The sequence below is a fragment of the Bacillus oleivorans genome, from assembly GCF_900207585.1.
GTDB lineage: Bacteria > Bacillota > Bacilli > Bacillales > JC228 > Bacillus_BF > Bacillus_BF oleivorans.
Window position 1 is genome coordinate 106,524 of the sequence record NZ_OAOP01000006.1, and the last position, 18,197, is coordinate 124,720.

20 protein-coding genes are annotated in these 18,197 nt (G+C 42.8%); 5 read left to right on the plus strand and 15 right to left on the minus strand.

Annotated features, from left to right (window positions below; genetic code table 11):
- Window positions 1-52 precede the first annotated feature (52 nt).
- The 4 genes from CRO56_RS14215 (at window position 53) to CRO56_RS14230 (ending at window position 4,383) form a co-directional block, all read left to right on the plus strand.
- A complete protein-coding gene (locus tag CRO56_RS14215) occupies window positions 53-1,510 on the plus strand; it encodes a CoA-acylating methylmalonate-semialdehyde dehydrogenase (RefSeq protein ID WP_097159281.1) in 1,458 nt (485 codons plus the stop codon).
- A gap of 34 nt (window positions 1,511-1,544) precedes the next feature.
- A complete protein-coding gene (locus tag CRO56_RS14220) occupies window positions 1,545-2,888 on the plus strand; it encodes an aspartate aminotransferase family protein (RefSeq protein ID WP_097159282.1) in 1,344 nt (447 codons plus the stop codon).
- A gap of 485 nt (window positions 2,889-3,373) precedes the next feature.
- Complete coding sequence (gene clpP / locus CRO56_RS14225; protein WP_097159283.1) at window positions 3,374-3,973, plus strand: ATP-dependent Clp endopeptidase proteolytic subunit ClpP; 600 nt, start codon at window positions 3,374-3,376, stop codon at window positions 3,971-3,973.
- Between the two features lie 155 nt (window positions 3,974-4,128).
- Window positions 4,129-4,383, plus strand: a complete 255-nt coding sequence (locus CRO56_RS14230) for a hypothetical protein (RefSeq protein WP_097159284.1) — start codon at window positions 4,129-4,131, stop codon at window positions 4,381-4,383.
- Window positions 4,384-4,654: 271 nt separating this feature from the next.
- On the opposite strand, the gene CRO56_RS14235 is transcribed toward CRO56_RS14230, so the two are convergent.
- Genes CRO56_RS14235 through CRO56_RS14255 form a run of 5 tightly spaced genes read right to left on the minus strand, consistent with a single transcriptional unit; the run spans window position 4,655 to window position 8,246 of the window.
- Window positions 4,655-4,912 (minus strand): HPr family phosphocarrier protein, encoded by a 258-nt coding sequence (locus CRO56_RS14235; protein ID WP_097159285.1) that lies wholly within the window; start codon window positions 4,910-4,912, stop codon window positions 4,655-4,657.
- Between the two features lie 23 nt (window positions 4,913-4,935).
- A complete protein-coding gene (gene whiA, locus CRO56_RS14240) occupies window positions 4,936-5,886 on the minus strand; it encodes a DNA-binding protein WhiA (RefSeq protein ID WP_097159286.1) in 951 nt (316 codons plus the stop codon).
- A 16-nt stretch (window positions 5,887-5,902) separates the two neighbouring features.
- Window positions 5,903-6,874 (minus strand): gluconeogenesis factor YvcK family protein, encoded by a 972-nt coding sequence (locus tag CRO56_RS14245; protein ID WP_097159287.1) that lies wholly within the window; start codon window positions 6,872-6,874, stop codon window positions 5,903-5,905.
- The gene (gene rapZ / locus CRO56_RS14250; RefSeq protein ID WP_097159288.1) at window positions 6,871-7,764 is read right to left on the minus strand and encodes an RNase adapter RapZ; all 894 of its coding nucleotides are present in this window, start codon (window positions 7,762-7,764) and stop codon (window positions 6,871-6,873) included. The genes CRO56_RS14245 and rapZ overlap by 4 nt, the downstream gene beginning before the upstream one ends.
- Window positions 7,765-7,787: 23 nt before the next feature.
- Window positions 7,788-8,246, minus strand: coding sequence for an NUDIX hydrolase (locus CRO56_RS14255; protein WP_097159289.1), 459 nt, complete (start codon window positions 8,244-8,246; stop codon window positions 7,788-7,790).
- Between the two features lie 164 nt (window positions 8,247-8,410).
- On the opposite strand from CRO56_RS14255, the gene CRO56_RS14260 reads away from it, so the two are divergent.
- Entirely contained in the window at window positions 8,411-8,608 is a 198-nt protein-coding gene (locus tag CRO56_RS14260) for a hypothetical protein (protein WP_097159290.1), read from the plus strand.
- A gap of 207 nt (window positions 8,609-8,815) precedes the next feature.
- On the opposite strand, the gene trxB is transcribed toward CRO56_RS14260, so the two are convergent.
- The 10 genes from trxB to CRO56_RS14310 form a co-directional block, all read right to left on the minus strand.
- Window positions 8,816-9,769, minus strand: a complete 954-nt coding sequence (trxB, locus tag CRO56_RS14265) for a thioredoxin-disulfide reductase (RefSeq protein ID WP_097159291.1) — start codon at window positions 9,767-9,769, stop codon at window positions 8,816-8,818.
- 95 nt (window positions 9,770-9,864) lie between these two features.
- On the minus strand, window positions 9,865-11,364 hold the full coding sequence (locus tag CRO56_RS14270) for a tetratricopeptide repeat protein (protein WP_097159292.1): 1,500 nt from the start codon (window positions 11,362-11,364) through the stop codon (window positions 9,865-9,867).
- 385 nt (window positions 11,365-11,749) lie between these two features.
- Entirely contained in the window at window positions 11,750-12,382 is a 633-nt protein-coding gene (gene hisIE, locus CRO56_RS14275) for a bifunctional phosphoribosyl-AMP cyclohydrolase/phosphoribosyl-ATP diphosphatase HisIE (protein WP_097159293.1), read from the minus strand.
- Window positions 12,379-13,137 (minus strand): imidazole glycerol phosphate synthase subunit HisF, encoded by a 759-nt coding sequence (gene hisF, locus CRO56_RS14280; protein ID WP_097159294.1) that lies wholly within the window; start codon window positions 13,135-13,137, stop codon window positions 12,379-12,381. The genes hisIE and hisF overlap by 4 nt, the downstream gene beginning before the upstream one ends.
- Window positions 13,134-13,865 carry a 1-(5-phosphoribosyl)-5-[(5-phosphoribosylamino)methylideneamino]imidazole-4-carboxamide isomerase gene (gene hisA, locus CRO56_RS14285; RefSeq protein ID WP_097159295.1) on the minus strand — a complete coding sequence of 244 codons (732 nt, stop codon included), beginning with the start codon at window positions 13,863-13,865 and terminating at the stop codon, window positions 13,134-13,136. The genes hisF and hisA overlap by 4 nt, the downstream gene beginning before the upstream one ends.
- A complete protein-coding gene (gene hisH, locus CRO56_RS14290; RefSeq protein ID WP_097159296.1) occupies window positions 13,865-14,503 on the minus strand; it encodes an imidazole glycerol phosphate synthase subunit HisH in 639 nt (212 codons plus the stop codon). The genes hisA and hisH overlap by 1 nt, the downstream gene beginning before the upstream one ends.
- Window positions 14,504-15,094 carry an imidazoleglycerol-phosphate dehydratase HisB gene (gene hisB, locus CRO56_RS14295; RefSeq protein WP_097159297.1) on the minus strand — a complete coding sequence of 197 codons (591 nt, stop codon included), beginning with the start codon at window positions 15,092-15,094 and terminating at the stop codon, window positions 14,504-14,506.
- Complete coding sequence (gene hisD, locus CRO56_RS14300; protein WP_097159298.1) at window positions 15,095-16,369, minus strand: histidinol dehydrogenase; 1,275 nt, start codon at window positions 16,367-16,369, stop codon at window positions 15,095-15,097.
- Entirely contained in the window at window positions 16,370-17,014 is a 645-nt protein-coding gene (gene hisG / locus CRO56_RS14305) for an ATP phosphoribosyltransferase (RefSeq protein ID WP_097159299.1), read from the minus strand. It lies immediately after the preceding gene.
- Complete coding sequence (locus CRO56_RS14310; protein ID WP_097159300.1) at window positions 17,011-18,189, minus strand: ATP phosphoribosyltransferase regulatory subunit; 1,179 nt, start codon at window positions 18,187-18,189, stop codon at window positions 17,011-17,013. The genes hisG and CRO56_RS14310 overlap by 4 nt, the downstream gene beginning before the upstream one ends.
- Between the last annotated feature and the right edge of the window lie 8 nt (window positions 18,190-18,197).

Genomic DNA, 18,197 nt, shown 5'->3' on the forward strand with positions numbered 1-18,197 from the left:
GGAAAACAATAGAAATTCCATATCTATCAATCGGATTGGAGGGTTTGTATATATGTCAGTTACCAACCAAGTCGAAACAATAAAAAATTATATGAGCGGAAAGTGGGTTGAAGCGACAACTGCCAAAGTGGAGGAAGTCTTCAATCCTGCAACAGGGGAAGTCATCGGACGTGTCCCGCTATCAACTCGGGAAGATGTGGAGCGTGCCGTTTTGGCTGCGAAAAAGGCGTTTCAGGAGTGGAAAAATGTAGCGGTTCCGAAGCGTGCCCGGATCCTTTTCCGTTATCAGCAGCTGCTCGTTGAGAATTGGGAAGAGCTGGCGAAGCTCATTACTTTAGAAAACGGGAAAACCTATTCAGATGCCTACGGCGAAGTACAACGCGGGATTGAGTGTGTGGAGTTTGCGGCGGGGGCACCAACGCTCATGATGGGTGAGCAGCTTCCTGATATTGCAACGGGCATGGAATCCGCAATGTACCGGTACCCCCTTGGTGTGGTTGGAGGAATTACCCCTTTTAACTTCCCGATGATGGTGCCTTGCTGGATGTTTCCGCTTGCGATTGCGTGTGGCAACACCTTTATATTAAAACCATCAGAACGGACCCCCCTTCTTGCAAATCGACTGGCAGAGCTTTTTCAGGAAGCAGGCTTACCTGATGGAGTCCTGAATATTGTCCACGGAGCCCATGATGTCGTGAATGGAATGCTAGCTCATCAGGATATTCGCGCAATATCTTTTGTCGGATCACAGCCGGTTGCTGAATATGTGTATAAAACGGCAGCGGCCCACGGAAAACGCGTTCAGGCTTTGGCCGGTGCTAAAAATCACTCGATTGTAATGCCCGATGCAGACCTAGAAAATGCAGTGGAAAACATTATTGCGGCAGCTTTTGGTTCAGCCGGCGAACGCTGTATGGCTGCTTCTGTTGTCGTAGCCGTTGGGAACATTGCGGATGAGCTCGTTCTTCGTCTTAAAAAAGCAGCAGATGGTTTGCAAATCGGGGACGGATCGAACAAGGACGTTCACTTAGGTCCGGTTATTCGATCATCCCACAAAGAACGAACAGAAGGATACATTAAAATCGGAACAGATGAAGGAGCTACCCTGATTCGCGACGGGCGAAAGGATCAAATCAGCGATGGCGGATATTTTATCGGACCGACGATATTTGATGATGTTAAACCAGGCATGAAGATTTGGGAAGATGAAATTTTTGCTCCAGTGTTATCGGTTGTCCGGGCTGATAGTTTAGAAGAAGCGATTCAAGTGTCCAACCAATCACGATTTGCTAACGGGGCCTGCCTATACACTGACAGTGCCAGTGCCATCCGAAAATTCCGTGAAGAAATCGATGCTGGCATGCTTGGCATTAATATCGGGGTTCCCGCACCAATGGCTTTCTTCCCGTTCTCAGGCTTTAAGGATTCCTTTTATGGGGATCTCCACGCAAACGGAAAAGACGGCGTCGAGTTTTACACGCGAAAGAAAATGCTAACCGCTCGTTACTAAGGGGTCTGCCCCCCTATAAAAGGAGTTGATCGTTTTGCAGAATACAGATCAAACAAAGCAACTGCAGCACATAGATGAACGGAATTTATGGCATGCAATGAGAGGGTCCCAGCCTTCTGCTACGAATTTGATCGTAGAAAAGGCAGAGGGTGTATGGATTACAGATGTTGAAGGAAACAGGTATTTAGATGCCATGTCTGGGCTTTGGTCTGTCAATGTCGGCTATGGGCGCAAAGAGCTTGCAAAAGCAGCCTATCAGCAGCTGCTAGAAATGCCTTATTATCCGCTGTCGCAAAGTCATATTCCCGCTATAAAACTAGCAGAAAAACTGAACGAGTGGCTCGGAGGGGATTATGTATTCTTCTTTTCGAACAGCGGCTCTGAAGCGAATGAAACAGCCTTTAAAATTGCACGCCAATATCATCACCAAAGAGGAAATTACGAAAAATACAAGTTTGTAGCAAGGTATCGCGCTTATCACGGAAATTCGATGGGTGCTCTGGCTGCAACTGGTCAGGGACAGCGAAAATATAGATATGAGCCGCTGGGACAGGGCTTCCTTCATGTTTCTCCGCCAGATCAATATCGGCGTCCAGAACAGGATTCCAATTTAGAAAGTGCCGAAGAGGTCGATCGTATCATGACGTGGGAAATGAGCGAAACTATTGCCGGTATGATTATGGAACCGATTATTACCGGAGGCGGTGTTTTGATTCCGCCAGATGGATACATGGCGAGAGTGAAGGAAATTTGCGAAAAGCATGACGCCTTACTGATTAGTGATGAAGTCATCTGCGGATTTGGCCGCACGGGGGCTCCTTTTGGTTATATGAACTATGGGGTTAAGCCGGATATCATTACTATGGCAAAAGGCATCACAAGTGCCTACCTCCCGCTCTCTGTAACGGCTGTCAAACGGGAGATTTTTGAGGCATTTTCCGGAGAAGACACGTACGACCGGTTCCGCCATGTCAATACCTTTGGCGGCAACCCGGCAGCCTGCCGATTAGCTTTAAAAAATCTTGAAATTATGGAAAACGAGAATCTGATCGAGCGTTCCAGAATCATGGGTGAAAAGCTTTTATCCGCGCTTAAACCCCTAGAGCTCCATCCGTTCGTAGGAAATGTCAGAGGAAAAGGGTTGCTGATTGGGATTGAGTTAGTCATGAATAAGCGAACAAAAGAACCTTTATCCATTGATATCGTCAATCAGGTGATTATTTTCTGTAAGAAGCGGGGATTAATCATTGGAAAAAATGGAGATACGGTTGCAGGATTTAACAATGTGTTAACTCTAGCACCTCCGCTTTGTATTACTGAAGATGAATTACAGTTTATCGTGAAAATCTTGCATGAAACGGTTAATGAGTTATCGTAACTTGGAATCCTCACTTTAGGTGAGGGTTTTTCTTTTTGAAAGGCTGTTTTCTCAAAGATTGTTGCTTCCTGAATATATTTTTTAAACTGTAGTGGAATGGAGCGGAAGACACTTGATTCCTGCGGGAAAAAGAGGAAAGGTCGAGACCCCGCAGGCAAAGCCGAGGAGGATCGACTTCCTCCCCGGGGAATCTTGTGTCTGGAGTGAAATGGAACGAACATGTTTGCTTCCATAAAAAACAACAAATTATTCGAAAACAGCCTTTTGAAAAGATTTATTTTTTATTAAAATCGTTCGTTTTTCCCACCTGTAGCTAAGTTTAAATCCGGAATATATGGGAAAAATGGTAAAGTTAAAATGTTGTCGAGTGAAATGTTTTGACCTTAATTGACCATTATTGTATGATGAACATACAACCTAATCATCTCTTATTTGTATGTTCGATCATATAAAATATAAGGGATATTTGAAGAGGAGGATGAAAAATGCCATTAATTCCTACAGTTATTGAACAAACAAACCGTGGTGAACGTGCATACGACATTTACTCACGTCTACTTAAAGACCGTATTATTATGCTAGGAACTGCCATTGATGACCAAGTAGCCAATGCTATTGTGGCTCAATTACTTTTCCTGGATGCAGAAAATCCTGAAAAAGATATTTCTCTTTATATTAATAGCCCTGGCGGCAGTATCACAGCAGGTATGGCCATTTACGACACGATGCAATATATTAAGCCAAATGTACAAACTATCTGCATTGGTATGGCGGCATCCATGGGTGCATTCCTGTTAGCCGCAGGCGAAAAAGGCAAACGTTTCGCATTGCCAAACAGTGAAGTTATGATTCACCAGCCACTTGGCGGTGCTCAAGGTCAAGCAACCGAAATCGAAATTGCTGCGAAACGGATTCTCTTCCTTCGCAATAAGCTTAACCAAATTTTATCAGATCGCACAGGTCAGCCAATTGAAGTCATCGAAAAAGATACAGACCGCGATAACTTCATGACTGCAGAACGTGCAAAAGAATACGGTTTAGTCGACCATATTATTACAAGAAATACGTTGGCAGATAAAAAATAAGTTTGTTTAGGAAAGAGTTCAGCTCAATTGGGCTGGACTCTTTTTTGTGTGGGTTAGATTGACTGAGGAGGGGTATTGATTCTTTTTGTGGTTCGGGATTAACGGCTGGCTATTTTGGAGCGGGAGTCTGGATTTTTGGAGCACAAATTTCGAGTTTGGAGCGGAAATTTACTTTTTTGAGCTTGGGGCCAACTAATTGGGCGGGTTCTGCAATTATTTGGGCGGCTATCCTATATTATTGGGCGGCTTCTGCGATTTTTTGGGCGGCTATCCCATATTATTGGGCGGGTTCTACGATTTTTTGGGCGGCTATCCCATATTATTGGGCGGGTTCTACGATTTTTTGGGCGGCTATCCTATATTATTGGGCGGGTTCTGCAATTTTTGGGGCGGCTATCCTATATAATTGAGCTGGTTCTGCAATTATTTGGGCGGCTATCCTATATAATTGGGCGGGTTCTGCAATTATTTGGACGGCTATCCTATATAATTGGGCGGGTTCTGCGATTTTTTGGGCGGCTATCCTATATAATTGGGCGCTTCTCTCGTTAATCGGGCTGGAATTTTCACAATTAGGTCGCCTCTACAAGAATCAGGCGCAATTCTCAATAATCGGGCTGCTCCCAAACCCAAAATAAACTTACCCCACAAAAAAAGCCACCCATCCCGGCAGCCTTTCCATTAACCTTCTTTTGAAATAAATGAGGTAAGTGCCTCTACAGCAGCTTCTGCGTCGTGTCCTTCGGCAATCAGGGTGACCTGGCTGCCTGCTCCAACGGCGAGACTCATAATCCCCATTATACTTTTAGCGTTCACTCGTTTTCCCTCTTTTTCAAGATAGACTTCGGAACTGAAACGGTTCGCTTCTTGAACGAATAGGGCGGCCGGTCTTGCTTGCAAACCGGTCTTTAAATTTACTTCTACCTGTCTCTCGACCATTTTCTCTTCCTCTCCTCATCTCATTATTTTAGAGAAATCGGTATGCCGGCCCGGATTTTCTCTGCAATCTCATCTAATTTACGCAGTCGGTGGTTGATTCCCGACTTGCTGATGTAACCGCTTGATACCATTTCTCCTAATTCCTTTAATGTCACATCTTGGTGGTTGACGCGTAATTCTGCAATTTCTCTTAATTTATCTGGTAATGCATGGAGTCCGATTTCCCGGTCAATTAATTTAATATTTTCCACCTGTCTGAGCGCTGCTCCAATGGTTTTGTTCAAGTTCGCTGTTTCACAATTGACAAGTCGGTTCACGGAGTTTCGCATGTCTCGTACGATCCGGACATCTTCAAATTTTAAGAGAGCAGAATGGGCACCGACTACAATTAAAAACTCGGTTATCTTTTCTGCTTCTTTTAAGTACGTAATAAATCCTTTTTTTCTTTCAAGTATTTTACTATTTAACGAAAAATAATTCATCAATTTATTTAATGCTTCACTATGTTCCCGGTATAAAGAGAAAATTTCTAAATGATAAGAGGAGGTTTCAGGATTATTAACGGACCCGCCTGCTAAAAAGGCCCCCCGTAAATAGGAACGCTTACAACATTTCTTTTTAACTAGTTCAGAGGAAATGTCGTAATTGAAGGAAAAGTCCTCATCAATGATTTTTAAATCCTCCAGAATATCCTTTGCCTGTTCACGAATACGAACAATGTATACATTATTTTTCTTGAGCCTCATTTTTTTCCGGACCAAAAGCTCAACACGAGTAGAATAATTCATTTTAATCAATGAATAAATCCGCCGTGCAATTGCTGCATTTTCGGTTTGAATGTTCACAATGAAGGAACGATTGGTTAGCGATAAAGCACCATTCATCCGAATCAGAGCGGATAATTCTGCTTTAGCACAGCAGTTTTTTAACTCGTGCTGGGTTAATTCCTTTTTAGTATCAGAAGCAAAGGACATTTGGGAACACCACCTGTTATTTCTCAGAGTTTACTCCTGTTAATAATTGATACAGGAGTTTGGCAATTTTTTGTGTATCATGGCGGATAATATGATCTTGATAAGATGCAAAATCGTCTTGAATTACATTCAGACCATATTCCTGCAGTTTTTCTAAATCGAACACGACCGGTTTTGCATATTCTTCATCATACTTAATCCGCACATTTTCTGGAATCTCTGTGTTGTTCACAATAATCGTATCAATAAAGGAGCATTTCATATGATCATAGATCGCTTTAACATGATCACTCGCTGTAAAATCTAACGTTTCTCCAGCTTGAGTCATTAGATTACAGATGTACACCTTTTGAGCTTTGGCCGCACAAACTTCTTCTCCTAATCCTGGGACCAAGAGATTTGGTAGAATGCTAGTGTAAAGGCTTCCAGGGCCCATTACGATTAAATCTGCTTTCCGAATCGCCTCAATCGTTTCGTCTAAAGGACGTATATTGTCAGGGGTTAGATAAACTTGTTTTATTTTTTTCCCTGCTTTCGAAATTTTAGACTCACCGGTAACTAGCGTTCCATCTTCCATAATGGCATTAAGCTCTACGCTTTGGTTGGCAGCCGGCAAGACCTTTCCTTTAACATTTAAAACGCGGCTAAGCTGCTGAATCGCTGAAACAAAGTCCCCTGAAATAGAGGTCATAGCTGCTAATATTAGATTTCCTAATGAATGACCGGATAATTCCTTTGATGACTGAAATCTGTGCTGGAACATCTCAATAAAGAGAGGTTCAACCTCTGAAAGGGCTGCGAGGACGTTTCGGATGTCTCCTGGGGGGGGAATATCCAGCTGATCCCTGATTCTCCCCGAACTCCCGCCATCATCAGCAACGGTAACTATTGCAGTTATATCAATCGGATATCGTTTTAACCCTCTTAATAACACGGGGAGTCCTGTCCCGCCCCCGAGGACAACGACCCTTGGCAGATCTATCTTCATGTAGTTTTGTCCTTTCTCCTCTCAATATCACGATGCGTTACTTTGGTTTCATAGTCTTTTTCAAAATGGTGCGCAATTGTTTCCGCAAGTGCCACAGACCGGTGCTGTCCGCCCGTACATCCGATTGCGACGACGAGCTGTCTCTTACCTTCCCTTTTATAATGAGGGAGCATAAAACTGAGCAAATCCGTAACCTTCTCTAAAAACTTTTGCGTTTCACTCCATTTTAATACATAGCTTGAGACTTCTTCCTCAAGGCCTGTTTTCGGTCTCATATGTTCAACATAATAAGGGTTTGGCAAAAAGCGGACATCAAATACTAAATCCGCATCGATCGGAAGCCCATGCTTAAAACCAAATGACATAACATTGACGGTAAAGATGGTTCGTTTATCAGTCGAAAACTGTAAAAGAATCTTGTCTCTGAGTTCTTTCGGCTTCAATTTTGACGTGTTGTAAATTTGTTGGGCTCTCCCTTTTAGCTCTTCTAACAATTCTCTTTCCAGCTTGATTCCTTCTAAAGGCAACCCTGATGGGGCAAGCGGATGTGATCTTCTGGTTTCTTTATATCTTCTGACTAATGTCGCATCATCTGCATCTAAAAATAGAATTTCAGGGGTTACCCACGAGGTTTCGGCTAAATCGTCTAATGCCTTAAATAAATGGTCAAAAAACTCTCTTCCTCGCAAGTCCATCACAAGGGCCACTTTATTCATTTTATTCCCAGACTCTTTCATCAGCTCCATAAATTTAGGAAGCAAAGTAGGCGGAAGATTATCCACGCAAAAGAATCCTAAGTCCTCAAAGCTATGAATTGCCACCGTTTTCCCAGCACCAGACATTCCAGTAATAATGACCATGCGAATATCGTGATGTTCGGTTTGGTCCATGTGTTTCTCCCCCTTTTAATAGGTTAGCTTGGATCTAAACGATACGAAATTAACTCAAAATCAGGTGTATAAATAAATGTTCCAAAAATCATTCCATCTCCGTGAACCATATATTCCAGTATATGAATATCACCAGGCGCCATTTGCAAGGATGGAATATTTTCGATTGAGTGCCAAGCTAATTTGCCTTCTTCAGACTCTTGATAGAGATCACCTTGACCTTCTTCGGCTAAGAAGGTGAACATCATCCACTCGGAGATGACCTCATCTCCTTCTTTTATCAGAAAGGTAAATACACCTTTTAATTTTGGATTATTTAAGAAAATCCCTGTTTCTTCTCTGAATTCTCTCGTTACTGCTTCTTTAACGGATTCTCCCTGCTCCATTTTTCCACCAGGAGCGACCCACCAATTCCTTCGTGGTTTTTGCAGCAGTAAGACTTCGCCATTTTGGATATACACACAATTTGTAACCCGTTGCATCTTTTCTCACTCCAAGTCTTACCATGGTATAAATATTATACAACGAATCCGGGTGTGTTACAATCAGTGACCTTTTTTCGCTGTATGGTATAAGCCTATTTTACAATCATAAGCCGTCAAAACCACTCGCTTTCCGCGGGCCTCACACGACGTGAGGCCGTTCGATGTTGGCACAGGACGTGCCGACTTTAATCGAACTTCCTTTTTATATTTTCGAGCCTCCTCGCTCGTCCCTCATGCGGGGTCTTGATTGGCTCGTTTTTCCGCAGGACAAGGAAGGCTACGGCAGCGATCCATCGCACAAAGAAAATGCGCATGCATTTTTGATGAGTCTCGCGGTTTTGACTCCAGTTTTAATATAAAAATCAACAATGTAATTTATCACAGTCAATCAAAAAAAAAAACACAGGCAAAAGGCGCCTGTGCGAAACATGATCTATATGTTTCAAAAGGGGGTCAATTTCTACCTCTATCATACAGAACAAATGTTTCAGTGCTGTTACAATAGGTTTAAATTGGTATTATTTTTTGTAAAATTTACATGCCTACGTGCAAAATAGCATATATTATTAAGCTTGACGAGCTTTTTGCGCTTCTATTAATTCTTCAACATAGTGTTGTGCACTCTGTGCGGCAATACTTCCATCACCTGTTGCCGTAACAATTTGGCGCAAGGTTTTTTCACGAATATCACCTGCTGCAAAGATCCCTGGAACGCGTGTTTCCATTTTTTCATCGGTTTCAATATAGCCTGCGCTATTGGTAATCCCCAGATTTGCAAATGGTTTGGAGAGCGGAACCATTCCAATGTAAATGAAGACTCCGTCTGTCTTAAACTCTTGCTCTTCACCCGTTTCCGTTGAAACAAGAGTTACACTGCTTACTTTCCCGTTTTCTCCATGAATTTCTTTAACGGTATGATTCCAAATGAAATCAATCTTTTCGTTATCAAAGGCGCGTTGCTGCAGTATTTTTTGAGCCCGCAATTCATCACGGCGATGAACGATTGTTACTTTTGTGGCAAAGCGGGTTAAATAGACACCTTCTTCTACTGCAGAGTCGCCTCCGCCAACCACCACTAATTCTCTTTGCTTAAAAAACGCTCCATCACAAACGGCACAGTAGGATACGCCGCGTCCGCCCAATTCATTTTCACCGGGAACTCCTAATTTCTTATACTCAGCACCTGTTGAAATAATTACAGATCTTGCTTTATATTCTTTGGAACCGGCTTTAACAATTTTGTATTCCTCGCCGTCAACGATTTCTTTAATATCGCCATAAGCATACTCTGCACCAAATTTTTTCGCATGTTCAAACATTTTATTTGATAATTCCGGACCTAAAATACTTTCAAATCCAGGATAGTTTTCAACATCTTCTGTGTTGGCCATTTGTCCGCCAGGAACCCCACGCTCAATCATGAGAGTGGATAGATTTGCACGCGATGTATAGACAGCAGCTGTCATACCTGCAGGACCAGCACCAGCGATTATGACATCGTAAATTTTTTCTTCAGCCACTGGACTGTCACTCCTTTTCAGTACTAAAAATAGTGTTCCCATCTATCGTATAGTTTAAGGACGAAATCGTCTAATATAATGCTTAGAAAAATTTTCTACAGCAGCACCTTTTTAATTTCCTGAGTATATTTCCTTAATGAATATACGGAAACTCCAGCCACATCCGCTGCATCTTTCTGAGTTACAGACTCTCCTCTAAGCTTTTTCCAAAAGTAAAAAAGAGCTCCAGCCATCGCGTTTGCATCTTGTAAAGGTTTTCCCTTTAACTCTAGAAAAGCAGTAAACCACGTTAAGAATAAACCGCTATTTTTCCAGGTAATTATTTTCCCTTCCCACTCAAACAGGTTTAAGGCTACCTGATGAGCGACCGAAATAGATAATTGATTCGATGCTCCTGCTTCCCATTGCTCTGATAAGCAATAGGTAAAATATTGCTGTTCATCTGCTGATAACGGGGAAAGACGCAGAGTTCGTTTCGTTAGCCATAATTTTTTATCATCTGAAACAGTTAATAAAAATAAAGCAAATAAACGCTGAGGATCTTCTTCACTCTTCCAGATTCTCTCAATCATTACAGGATCATTGACTAGCATTCTTTCATCCTGAATCCAAGGCTCTTGCCCTTTTCGTTCAGGTGACAATTCAATCACGCGTTTCCACATATCTTTGGCGAATTCTTTTTTTCCAGTGTAATAAGCGGAAACAGAAAGCCAGTAAAAGAATGCCCCATCCCCATCAAATCCTTGTTTTTGCAGCTTGCGTAACCATTGATAAGCAAGCTCATACTTACCAATTAGGGCAAAAGTAGCCCCTAATTTATAACGATGCTCAAGCAGCATCGGATGAATATTTTTTAATGTATCGAACAAGTTGTGAACCTGATGAAAATCTTTTTGATAATGGGCAAAAATTAAGGAATTACATAAAGCATGTAAATTTCCAGGATTTTTTTCTAAAACGGTCTCTAAGACCTGATTCGCTCGCTTCACATTTCCTAAATAAAAATGGGCTAAAGCTAGGTTATTATAAGCTGACCAGTAATCTGGATGAGAGTCAATCACTTCATTTAAAAGGTCAATAGCCTTTTCAAATTCACCAGCTTCTAAGCATAAACGGGCTTCATCCTGCTGACGGATTAATTCGTCTTCTTCCTCCAAGTCAGTATCGTCTAAGCCAAGCTCTAATGAAATTATTTCAAGCAATTCTTCGGCATCATCACGAAAATCACCATTTGGCTCGATTTCAACGTATTTTTGTGCATTTTGAAATGCTTCCCTAAAATGGCCTAAATACGCATAATTGTTTGCCAGAAAATAGTAGCATTCCGTCATATGGTCATCCAATTGCTCCAAGATTAGATGAAGAAGCTCATTGGAGGATTGGTATTGGCCTATTTCCGTATGCACCATTGCCAGCTGACAAGCAATTAGCGGCTCTAAAGGCTCTAGATGATAAGCACGTTCCAAGTATTTCTTCGCTTTATTTAAATCCCCTCGATGGTACGCTTTTAGCCCCTTCGTGAAGTAATACTCTCCCGTAGGGGTAAATGAAAGGATTTTTCCACTTGTCTGCTTTATTTTTAAATGTTTACTCATGAAATCCTCCGTCTAACCTTAGTAACTACAGTAGTATACCATATGTAGCGCAAGGCGAGAAGGCATAAGGGAGGAATTGGCAGCGTCCATTTTTTGATTTTTGATTGCATGCTCTGAAATAATGGTTTTTGATGAATTTTACAAAATGCCGGTTATGAAAATCGGGATTTTGTTAAAATTCATCGACTCTTATTATTTTTTTAAGCAACTGTTTTATACGCAGCAGTATAAACAAAGGTGAATCGCGCGAAATTCCAAATTTGCGCGCGAAAATGGAGGTCAATCGAGCGAAAATGGGGGTCAATCGAGCGAAAGTAAAAATATGGAACATTTCAGTCCGGTAAATCAAAAACGACGGCCCCACCCGTCGTTCTTCAAAAACCTGTTATTCTTTTGTATGTCTTTCCTTCAAAACCTTCAGCACTTCGGTAAAAGGAAGTTCTTGTTCCTTCAACAGCACAAGCAAGTGATAGAGCAGGTCTGCCGCTTCCCATTTCAGTTCATCGTGGTCGCGGTTTTTCGCAGCAATAATGACTTCTGACGCCTCTTCCCCGACCTTTTTTAGGATCTTATCTACACCCTTTTCAAACAGATAGGTGGTGTAGGAGCCTTCAGGCCGCTCAGCTTCCCGCTTTGCCACGACTTTTTCGAGCTCCAGTAAAAACTCAGCGGAAACACCCGATTCCACTTCCTGTTTGTCCTTAAAGAAAGTTTCTGTAAAACAGCTCGTTGTTCCATTGTGACAAGCGGGACCATTTGCAATTACTTGTACAACGATCGCGTCACCATCGCAATCATACGTCATGGATATGATTTTTTGTGTATGTCCGCTTGTTTCGCCTTTATGCCACAACTCCTGCCGTGAACGACTATAAAACCAAGTTTCCTTTGTTTCGATAGACTTTTGCAGTGATTCCTCGTCCATATAGGCAAGTGTTAAAACTTCCTTTGTTTGAAAATCTTGAACAATGGCAGGAACGAGGCCTTTTTCGTCAAACTTAATCTCGTTTACATTCACCGTACATGTACCCCCTGTTCCTTTAAATAATCCTTCACTTCTTTAACGGATGTTTCTTTATAATGAAAAATGGACGCTGCCAATGCTGCATCTGCTCTCGCTTCTTCAAAAACTTTAAGGAAATCTTCTTTCCTGCCGGCGCCGCCAGAAGCAATCACAGGCACAGTCACTGCATCATTGATTGCTTTTGTAAGAGCTACATCAAAGCCTGCTTTCTCCCCATCGGCATCCATCGAAGTGAGTAAAATTTCCCCTGCCCCTAATTCTACCGCCTGTTTTGCCCACGTTATCGCATCGAGCTCAGTTTCTTTCCGGCCACCGTGAGTGTAGACCTTCCACGTTCCAAGCGCTTCATCGTACTTTGCATCAATGGCCAGAACAATACATTGAGAGCCAAAGTAGTCTGCCCCTTCGCGGATTAATTCAGGATTTAGAATCGCGGCTGTGTTTACACTAACCTTGTCGGCTCCCGCTCTTAGCATACGCTTCATATCTTCTAAACTCCCAATGCCTCCGCCAACTGTAAAAGGAATTGCCAGTTCAGAGGCTACCTGACGAACAACGTCCTCCATCGTTTTTCTGCCTTCATGAGAAGCGGATATGTCCAAGAATACAAGTTCATCAGCTCCCTGCTCATCATAAAAGCGGGCAAGCTCAACCGGGTCGCCAGCATCACGCAATTGCACAAATTGAATTCCTTTCATAACTCGGCCCTCTTTTACATCCAGACAAGGGATAATCCGTTTCGTAATCATGACGACACCTCCTCTAATGCCTGCCGCAGAGTGAAACGCTGCTCATAAAGGGCTTTTCCGACAATCGCACCTTTAATCCCTTTATCAGCTAATTTTTTGAGTGACTGCAAATCTCCTAGAGAACTAACCCCGCCTGAAGCAATGATTTCTTTCCCGGTCGCTTCAGCTATTTGCAGCAAGGAATCTATATTCGGGCCCGACAGCATCCCATCCTTTGAAATATCGGTACAGATAAATGTTTCCGCACCTGCTTCTGCTAACTCTTTACCCAGTTCGACTGCTGTTAAAGAGGAAGTGGACAGCCAGCCGTGGGTTGCAACATAGCCTTCTTTGGCATCAATCCCAATCGCAAGCTTGGATCCATACTTTTTGAGCATGTTTTTAACAAAATCGCGATCAGTCACAGCCACACTGCCAAGGATGACTCGGTCAACCCCGTTTTCTAAATAAAATGCGATATCGGCCTCAGAACGAATCCCTCCGCCGATTTGAATCGATGAGGTCAAGTTTTTCGCTGCCTGTACCACGAAGGGGTGATTGATTTTTTCTCCAGCCTTGGCCCCATCTAAGTCAACCATATGGATCCAGGCTGCTCCGTCACTAGCAAACTGTTTCGCCATGTCAGACGGGGAATCACCGTATACAGTTTCTTGATTGTAATCTCCTTGGATCAGCCTTACACATTTTCCCCCGCGCATATCAATCGCTGGATAAATTGTAAATGACATTAGATTTTCTCTCCTTGACCTGCAAGCTTTGTAAAATTAGATAGTAGCTGCATCCCAAGCCTGCTGCTTTTTTCCGGGTGAAATTGCATCCCATATACATTGGCTCTGCCGACAATCGCTGGTACTTTAACGTCAAAATAATCACTATAGGCCATCACAGCATCCTCATCTGTCTGCACATAAAAGGAGTGGACAAAATAAGCAAAATTCTCATCCAAACCAGATAAAAGTTCATTCTCCCGCTTATGAAAAACGAGTTTATTCCAGCCAATATGCGGAACTTTATACGTTTCATTGTTTTCTGTTTTTCCTGAAAAGCGAACTACTTCTCCTTCAAGCAGCCCCAAGCCTTCGTGTTCACCGTGTTCCTCACTTCTCGAAAATAAAAGCTGCATCCCTAAACAAATCCCCAATAATGGCACGCCTTCTGCAGCTTTTCGTTCAATAAATGGGACCAGATCAGTTTCGGTTAGTTTTTTCATCGCATCGGGAAAGGCACCTACGCCTGGCAGGATTAAACCAGCCGCATTTTCCAGCTCCTCTATCGATTCCGAAACGAAAAAAGGAACCTCAAGCCGTTCTAATGCTTTTTGGACACTGAAAAGGTTCCCCATTCCGTAATCAATCACACCTATCATTTATAACATCCCTTTCGTCGATGGAATCCCCTTCACACGAGGATCAATCGAAGTGGCTTCATCCAGTGCTCTGCCTAACGCCTTAAAGACAGCCTCAATCATATGATGCGTATTGTGGCCGTAATGAATGATAACGTGTAAATTCAAGCGTGCCTCTATGGCAAGCTTCCACAAAAATTCGTGAACAAGCTCTGTATCGAAGGTTCCGACTTTAGCAGCCGGGAGCTCTCCGCGGAATTCCAAGTGAGGACGATTGCTTAAATCAATTACAACCTGGGCCAGAGCCTCATCCATTGGTACAAAAGCATTCCCATAGCGCTTAATTCCCTTTTTATCGCCAAGTGCAGTTTTTAACGCTTGTCCTAAACAAATTCCAATATCTTCGGTGGTATGATGGTCATCAATTTCCACATCACCGCTTGCATGGATGTTGAGATTAAAATGGCCATGCTTCGTAAAAAGATCAAGCATATGAGTTAAAAAAGGAACAGGGGTGTTTAAATCAGATTTCCCTTCTCCATCAATGGCAAAGGTTAAATCAATTTGGGTTTCTTGTGTCTGTCTTGAAACAGAGGCTTCCCTGGTTGTCATCTACATTTCCTCCTTGAACCGGCTTTCGATTGCCCGAGCATGGGCTTCAAGTCCTTCTGAACGGGCAAACGCAGCAATTTTACTAGCATTTTCTTTAAATGCAGCATCACTATACAAAATTACACTTGATTTTTTCTGATAGTCATCCAGATTGAGCGGACTTGAAAAACGAGCAGTTCCGTTGGTCGGCAAAACATGATTCGTTCCGGCAAAATAATCTCCGACGGGCTCACTGCTGTAGCGGCCAACAAAAATGGCTCCGGCGTGTTTAATTTTCGCCAATGATTCTTGGGCTTTTTCAACAATAATTTCTAAATGCTCCGGTGCAAGTTCATTCACGACCTTAATCGCTTCTTCTAAATTTTCCGTTACGTAGATTGCCCCGTACTCATCAATCGAAGCCCGTGCTATTTCTTTCCGTGGTAACGTTTGAAGCTGAAGCTCAACTTCCTTTTGCACAGCCTCAGCCAGACTTTGTGACGCTGTGACGAGACAGCAGGATGAGCGCGGGTCATGCTCGGCTTGCGATAAAAGATCCGCTGCCACCTCGTGCGCATTTGCTGTTTCATCGGCTAACACTACGATCTCTGATGGTCCGGCAATCATATCGATATCGACAATTCCGAACACTTCACGTTTAGCTAGTGCCACATAGATATTGCCTGGTCCTACGATTTTATCTACTGGTTTAATGGATTTTGTCCCGTAGGCTAAAGCCGCAATTGCCTGTGCTCCGCCAACTTTATAGATTTCAGTAACCCCTGCTTCCTTAGCAGCTACTAGTACACTTGCGTTTAGAGCTCCATCTTTTTGTGGCGGGGATACCATCACGATTCGTTCCACTCCTGCTACAACTGCCGGAACGACTGTCATCAGGACGGAGGATGGATATGCAGCTGTTCCGCCAGGGACATACACTCCAACAGAATCAAGCGGGGTTACCTTTTGCCCTAAGATTGTCCCGTCTGGCCTTGTCATCATCCAGCTCGTTTTCTGCTGTTTCTCATGATACTCCTGTATATTTTGCGCAGCTTCCCTCATAATCCCGATTAAAGTGTTATCTACTCTTTCATAAGCTTCCGCAATCTCTTTATCTGTCACTTTTAAAGTGCTTAATGAGACCCCGTCAAATTTGTTTGTAAAAAAGTAGAGTGCCTCATCCCCCGAGTTCCGGACCTCTTCTAAAATATCTAGCACCGCTTTTCGCTGTTCTAATGTCCCGTTTTCAACGGAGCGGCGAAGCGACGGAGCATCAAAGCTTGAATAGATTTTCACCTAAAGACCCCCTTGCTGTTTTTGAACCACTTCGGTCAGCCGCTTCACCATGTCATGAACAATTTTGTCTTTTAAGCGATAGCTAACTGGGTTCACAATAAGCCTAGATGTAATCGATACAATCTTTTCATATTCAGCCAAGCCGTTTTCTTTCAATGTTCTTCCTGTTGATACGATATCTACAATTCGGTCGGCCAATCCGATCAGAGGGGCTAACTCAATTGAACCGTTTAGTTTTATTATTTCAACCTGCTCACCCTTGGCTCTAAAAAAGCTGGATGCCACATTCGGATACTTCGTTGCAATTTTTGGCGCCACTTCATTCAATTGCGTACCAGGCAGTCCGGCTACTGCTAAATAGCAGTGACTGATTTGCAAGTCTAAAAGTTCATACACATCACGCTCTTCTTCGAGCATGACATCCTTGCCCGCAATCCCGATATCCGCAACTCCGTGCTCAACATAGGTAGGGACGTCCATTGGCTTGGCAAGAATGAACCGCATTCCTTCTTCTTCGGCTTCGATTATTAATTTCCGTGATTCATCAAAGTCAGGCGGAATTCGATAACCAGCCCGGCGCAACAGCTCAATCGCTTCTTCAAAAATTCTCCCTTTTGGCAGGGCGATTGTTAGCAAATCGCTCATGAGTCCCTCCCCCTCTCACCAAAAAAGTAGTAAACCTCGGCAAATGGCTTAACAAACTTATCAAGGTCTTTTATCCCAGATATGTCCTGAATAATGACCGAATCCCCCTGATTTCGAAGCTCAATCGCTTTCCCGATCGCGACTTTCCGATGCTCCGCACTATAAATAATCAGGATTGTTTCATCCGTTTCTTCATCAAATTGTAAGGCTTCTAATAATCTATCAATATAAATACCAAAACCGGTTGCAGCTTCATTAACACCGAATTGACGGACAAGCTTGTCATAACGGCCCCCGTTTCCAATTGGGAATCCGACTTGATTGGCATAGGCTTCAAACAAAATCCCTGTATAGTAAGTCATATGGCTGACAAGCGTTAAATCAAGCTTAATATACTCTTTCACGCCGTAATCACACAAAATATCAAACAACGTTTCAAGCTGCTGAATCGCGTCGAGGACAACCGGATCAATAGTAAGTTCTTTCGCACGATCAATAATCGATTCGTCCCCAATCAAATTTAAAAATTGATTGAGCCTTTCTTTATCAATCGAGGAAAGAGAGAGTGACTGAATATGCTCCCGGTATCCGACATAATTTTTTTCAAATAAGAATCGTTTTAACCCCTGAACTCTTTCTTCCGTTCCCAATACCTCAAGGAAAAAGGAATCTACGAACTTAACATGACCGATTGCTAAAGTAAAAGTATCAAGACCCGCTTTTTGCAAAGTCGAAACAAGCAAAGCAATAACTTCTCCATCAGCGCTAATAGTGGAGTCACCAATCAATTCAACCCCAGCCTGAGAAAATTCAGCGGGTCTGCCGCCTTCCCGCTGCTGGGAACGAAAAACATTTGCCTGATAGCTTAACCGTAAAGGGGTAGAGTCGTGCGCAAGCTTTGAAGCTGCAACCCTTGCAATTGGAGCAGTCATATCCGGACGAAGAACAAGGGTATGTCCCTGCTGATCCAATAATTTAAAAAGCTTTTGATCATCAATCGCAGACGTTCTCCCTGTCGTCTCATAATACTCAAGCGTCGGAGTCTCAATCATCTGATACCCCCAGCTTTTCAGCTCGGCCTCTATTTGACGTATAACTTTTCGTTTTGTTCTATATAATTCTGGAAGCGTATCCCGCATCCCAAGCGGCTTTTCAAACATAAATGTCTTTGTCATAAAATCCA

Excerpts from the sequence above, each read along its gene's own strand:
- CRO56_RS14215 (WP_097159281.1), top strand. The coding sequence starts at position 53 with ATGTCAGTTACCAACCAAGTCGAAACAATAAAAAATTATATGAGCGGA.
- clpP (WP_097159283.1), top strand. The coding sequence starts at position 3,374 with ATGCCATTAATTCCTACAGTTATTGAACAAACAAACCGTGGTGAACGT.
- CRO56_RS14235 (WP_097159285.1), bottom strand. The coding sequence starts at position 4,912 with ATGGTCGAGAGACAGGTAGAAGTAAATTTAAAGACCGGTTTGCAAGCA.
- whiA (WP_097159286.1), bottom strand. The coding sequence starts at position 5,886 with ATGTCCTTTGCTTCTGATACTAAAAAGGAATTAACCCAGCACGAGTTA.
- CRO56_RS14245 (WP_097159287.1), bottom strand. The coding sequence starts at position 6,874 with ATGAAGATAGATCTGCCAAGGGTCGTTGTCCTCGGGGGCGGGACAGGA.
- rapZ (WP_097159288.1), bottom strand. The coding sequence starts at position 7,764 with ATGGACCAAACCGAACATCACGATATTCGCATGGTCATTATTACTGGA.
- CRO56_RS14255 (WP_097159289.1), bottom strand. The coding sequence starts at position 8,246 with ATGCAACGGGTTACAAATTGTGTGTATATCCAAAATGGCGAAGTCTTA.
- CRO56_RS14260 (WP_097159290.1), top strand. The coding sequence starts at position 8,411 with ATGTTGGCACAGGACGTGCCGACTTTAATCGAACTTCCTTTTTATATT.
- CRO56_RS14270 (WP_097159292.1), bottom strand. The coding sequence starts at position 11,364 with ATGAGTAAACATTTAAAAATAAAGCAGACAAGTGGAAAAATCCTTTCA.
- hisF (WP_097159294.1), bottom strand. The coding sequence starts at position 13,137 with ATGATTACGAAACGGATTATCCCTTGTCTGGATGTAAAAGAGGGCCGA.
- hisA (WP_097159295.1), bottom strand. The coding sequence starts at position 13,865 with ATGTCATTTACAATTTATCCAGCGATTGATATGCGCGGGGGAAAATGT.
- hisH (WP_097159296.1), bottom strand. The coding sequence starts at position 14,503 with ATGATAGGTGTGATTGATTACGGAATGGGGAACCTTTTCAGTGTCCAA.
- hisB (WP_097159297.1), bottom strand. The coding sequence starts at position 15,094 with ATGACAACCAGGGAAGCCTCTGTTTCAAGACAGACACAAGAAACCCAA.
- hisG (WP_097159299.1), bottom strand. The coding sequence starts at position 17,014 with ATGAGCGATTTGCTAACAATCGCCCTGCCAAAAGGGAGAATTTTTGAA.
- CRO56_RS14310 (WP_097159300.1), bottom strand. The coding sequence starts at position 18,189 with ATGACAAAGACATTTATGTTTGAAAAGCCGCTTGGGATGCGGGATACG.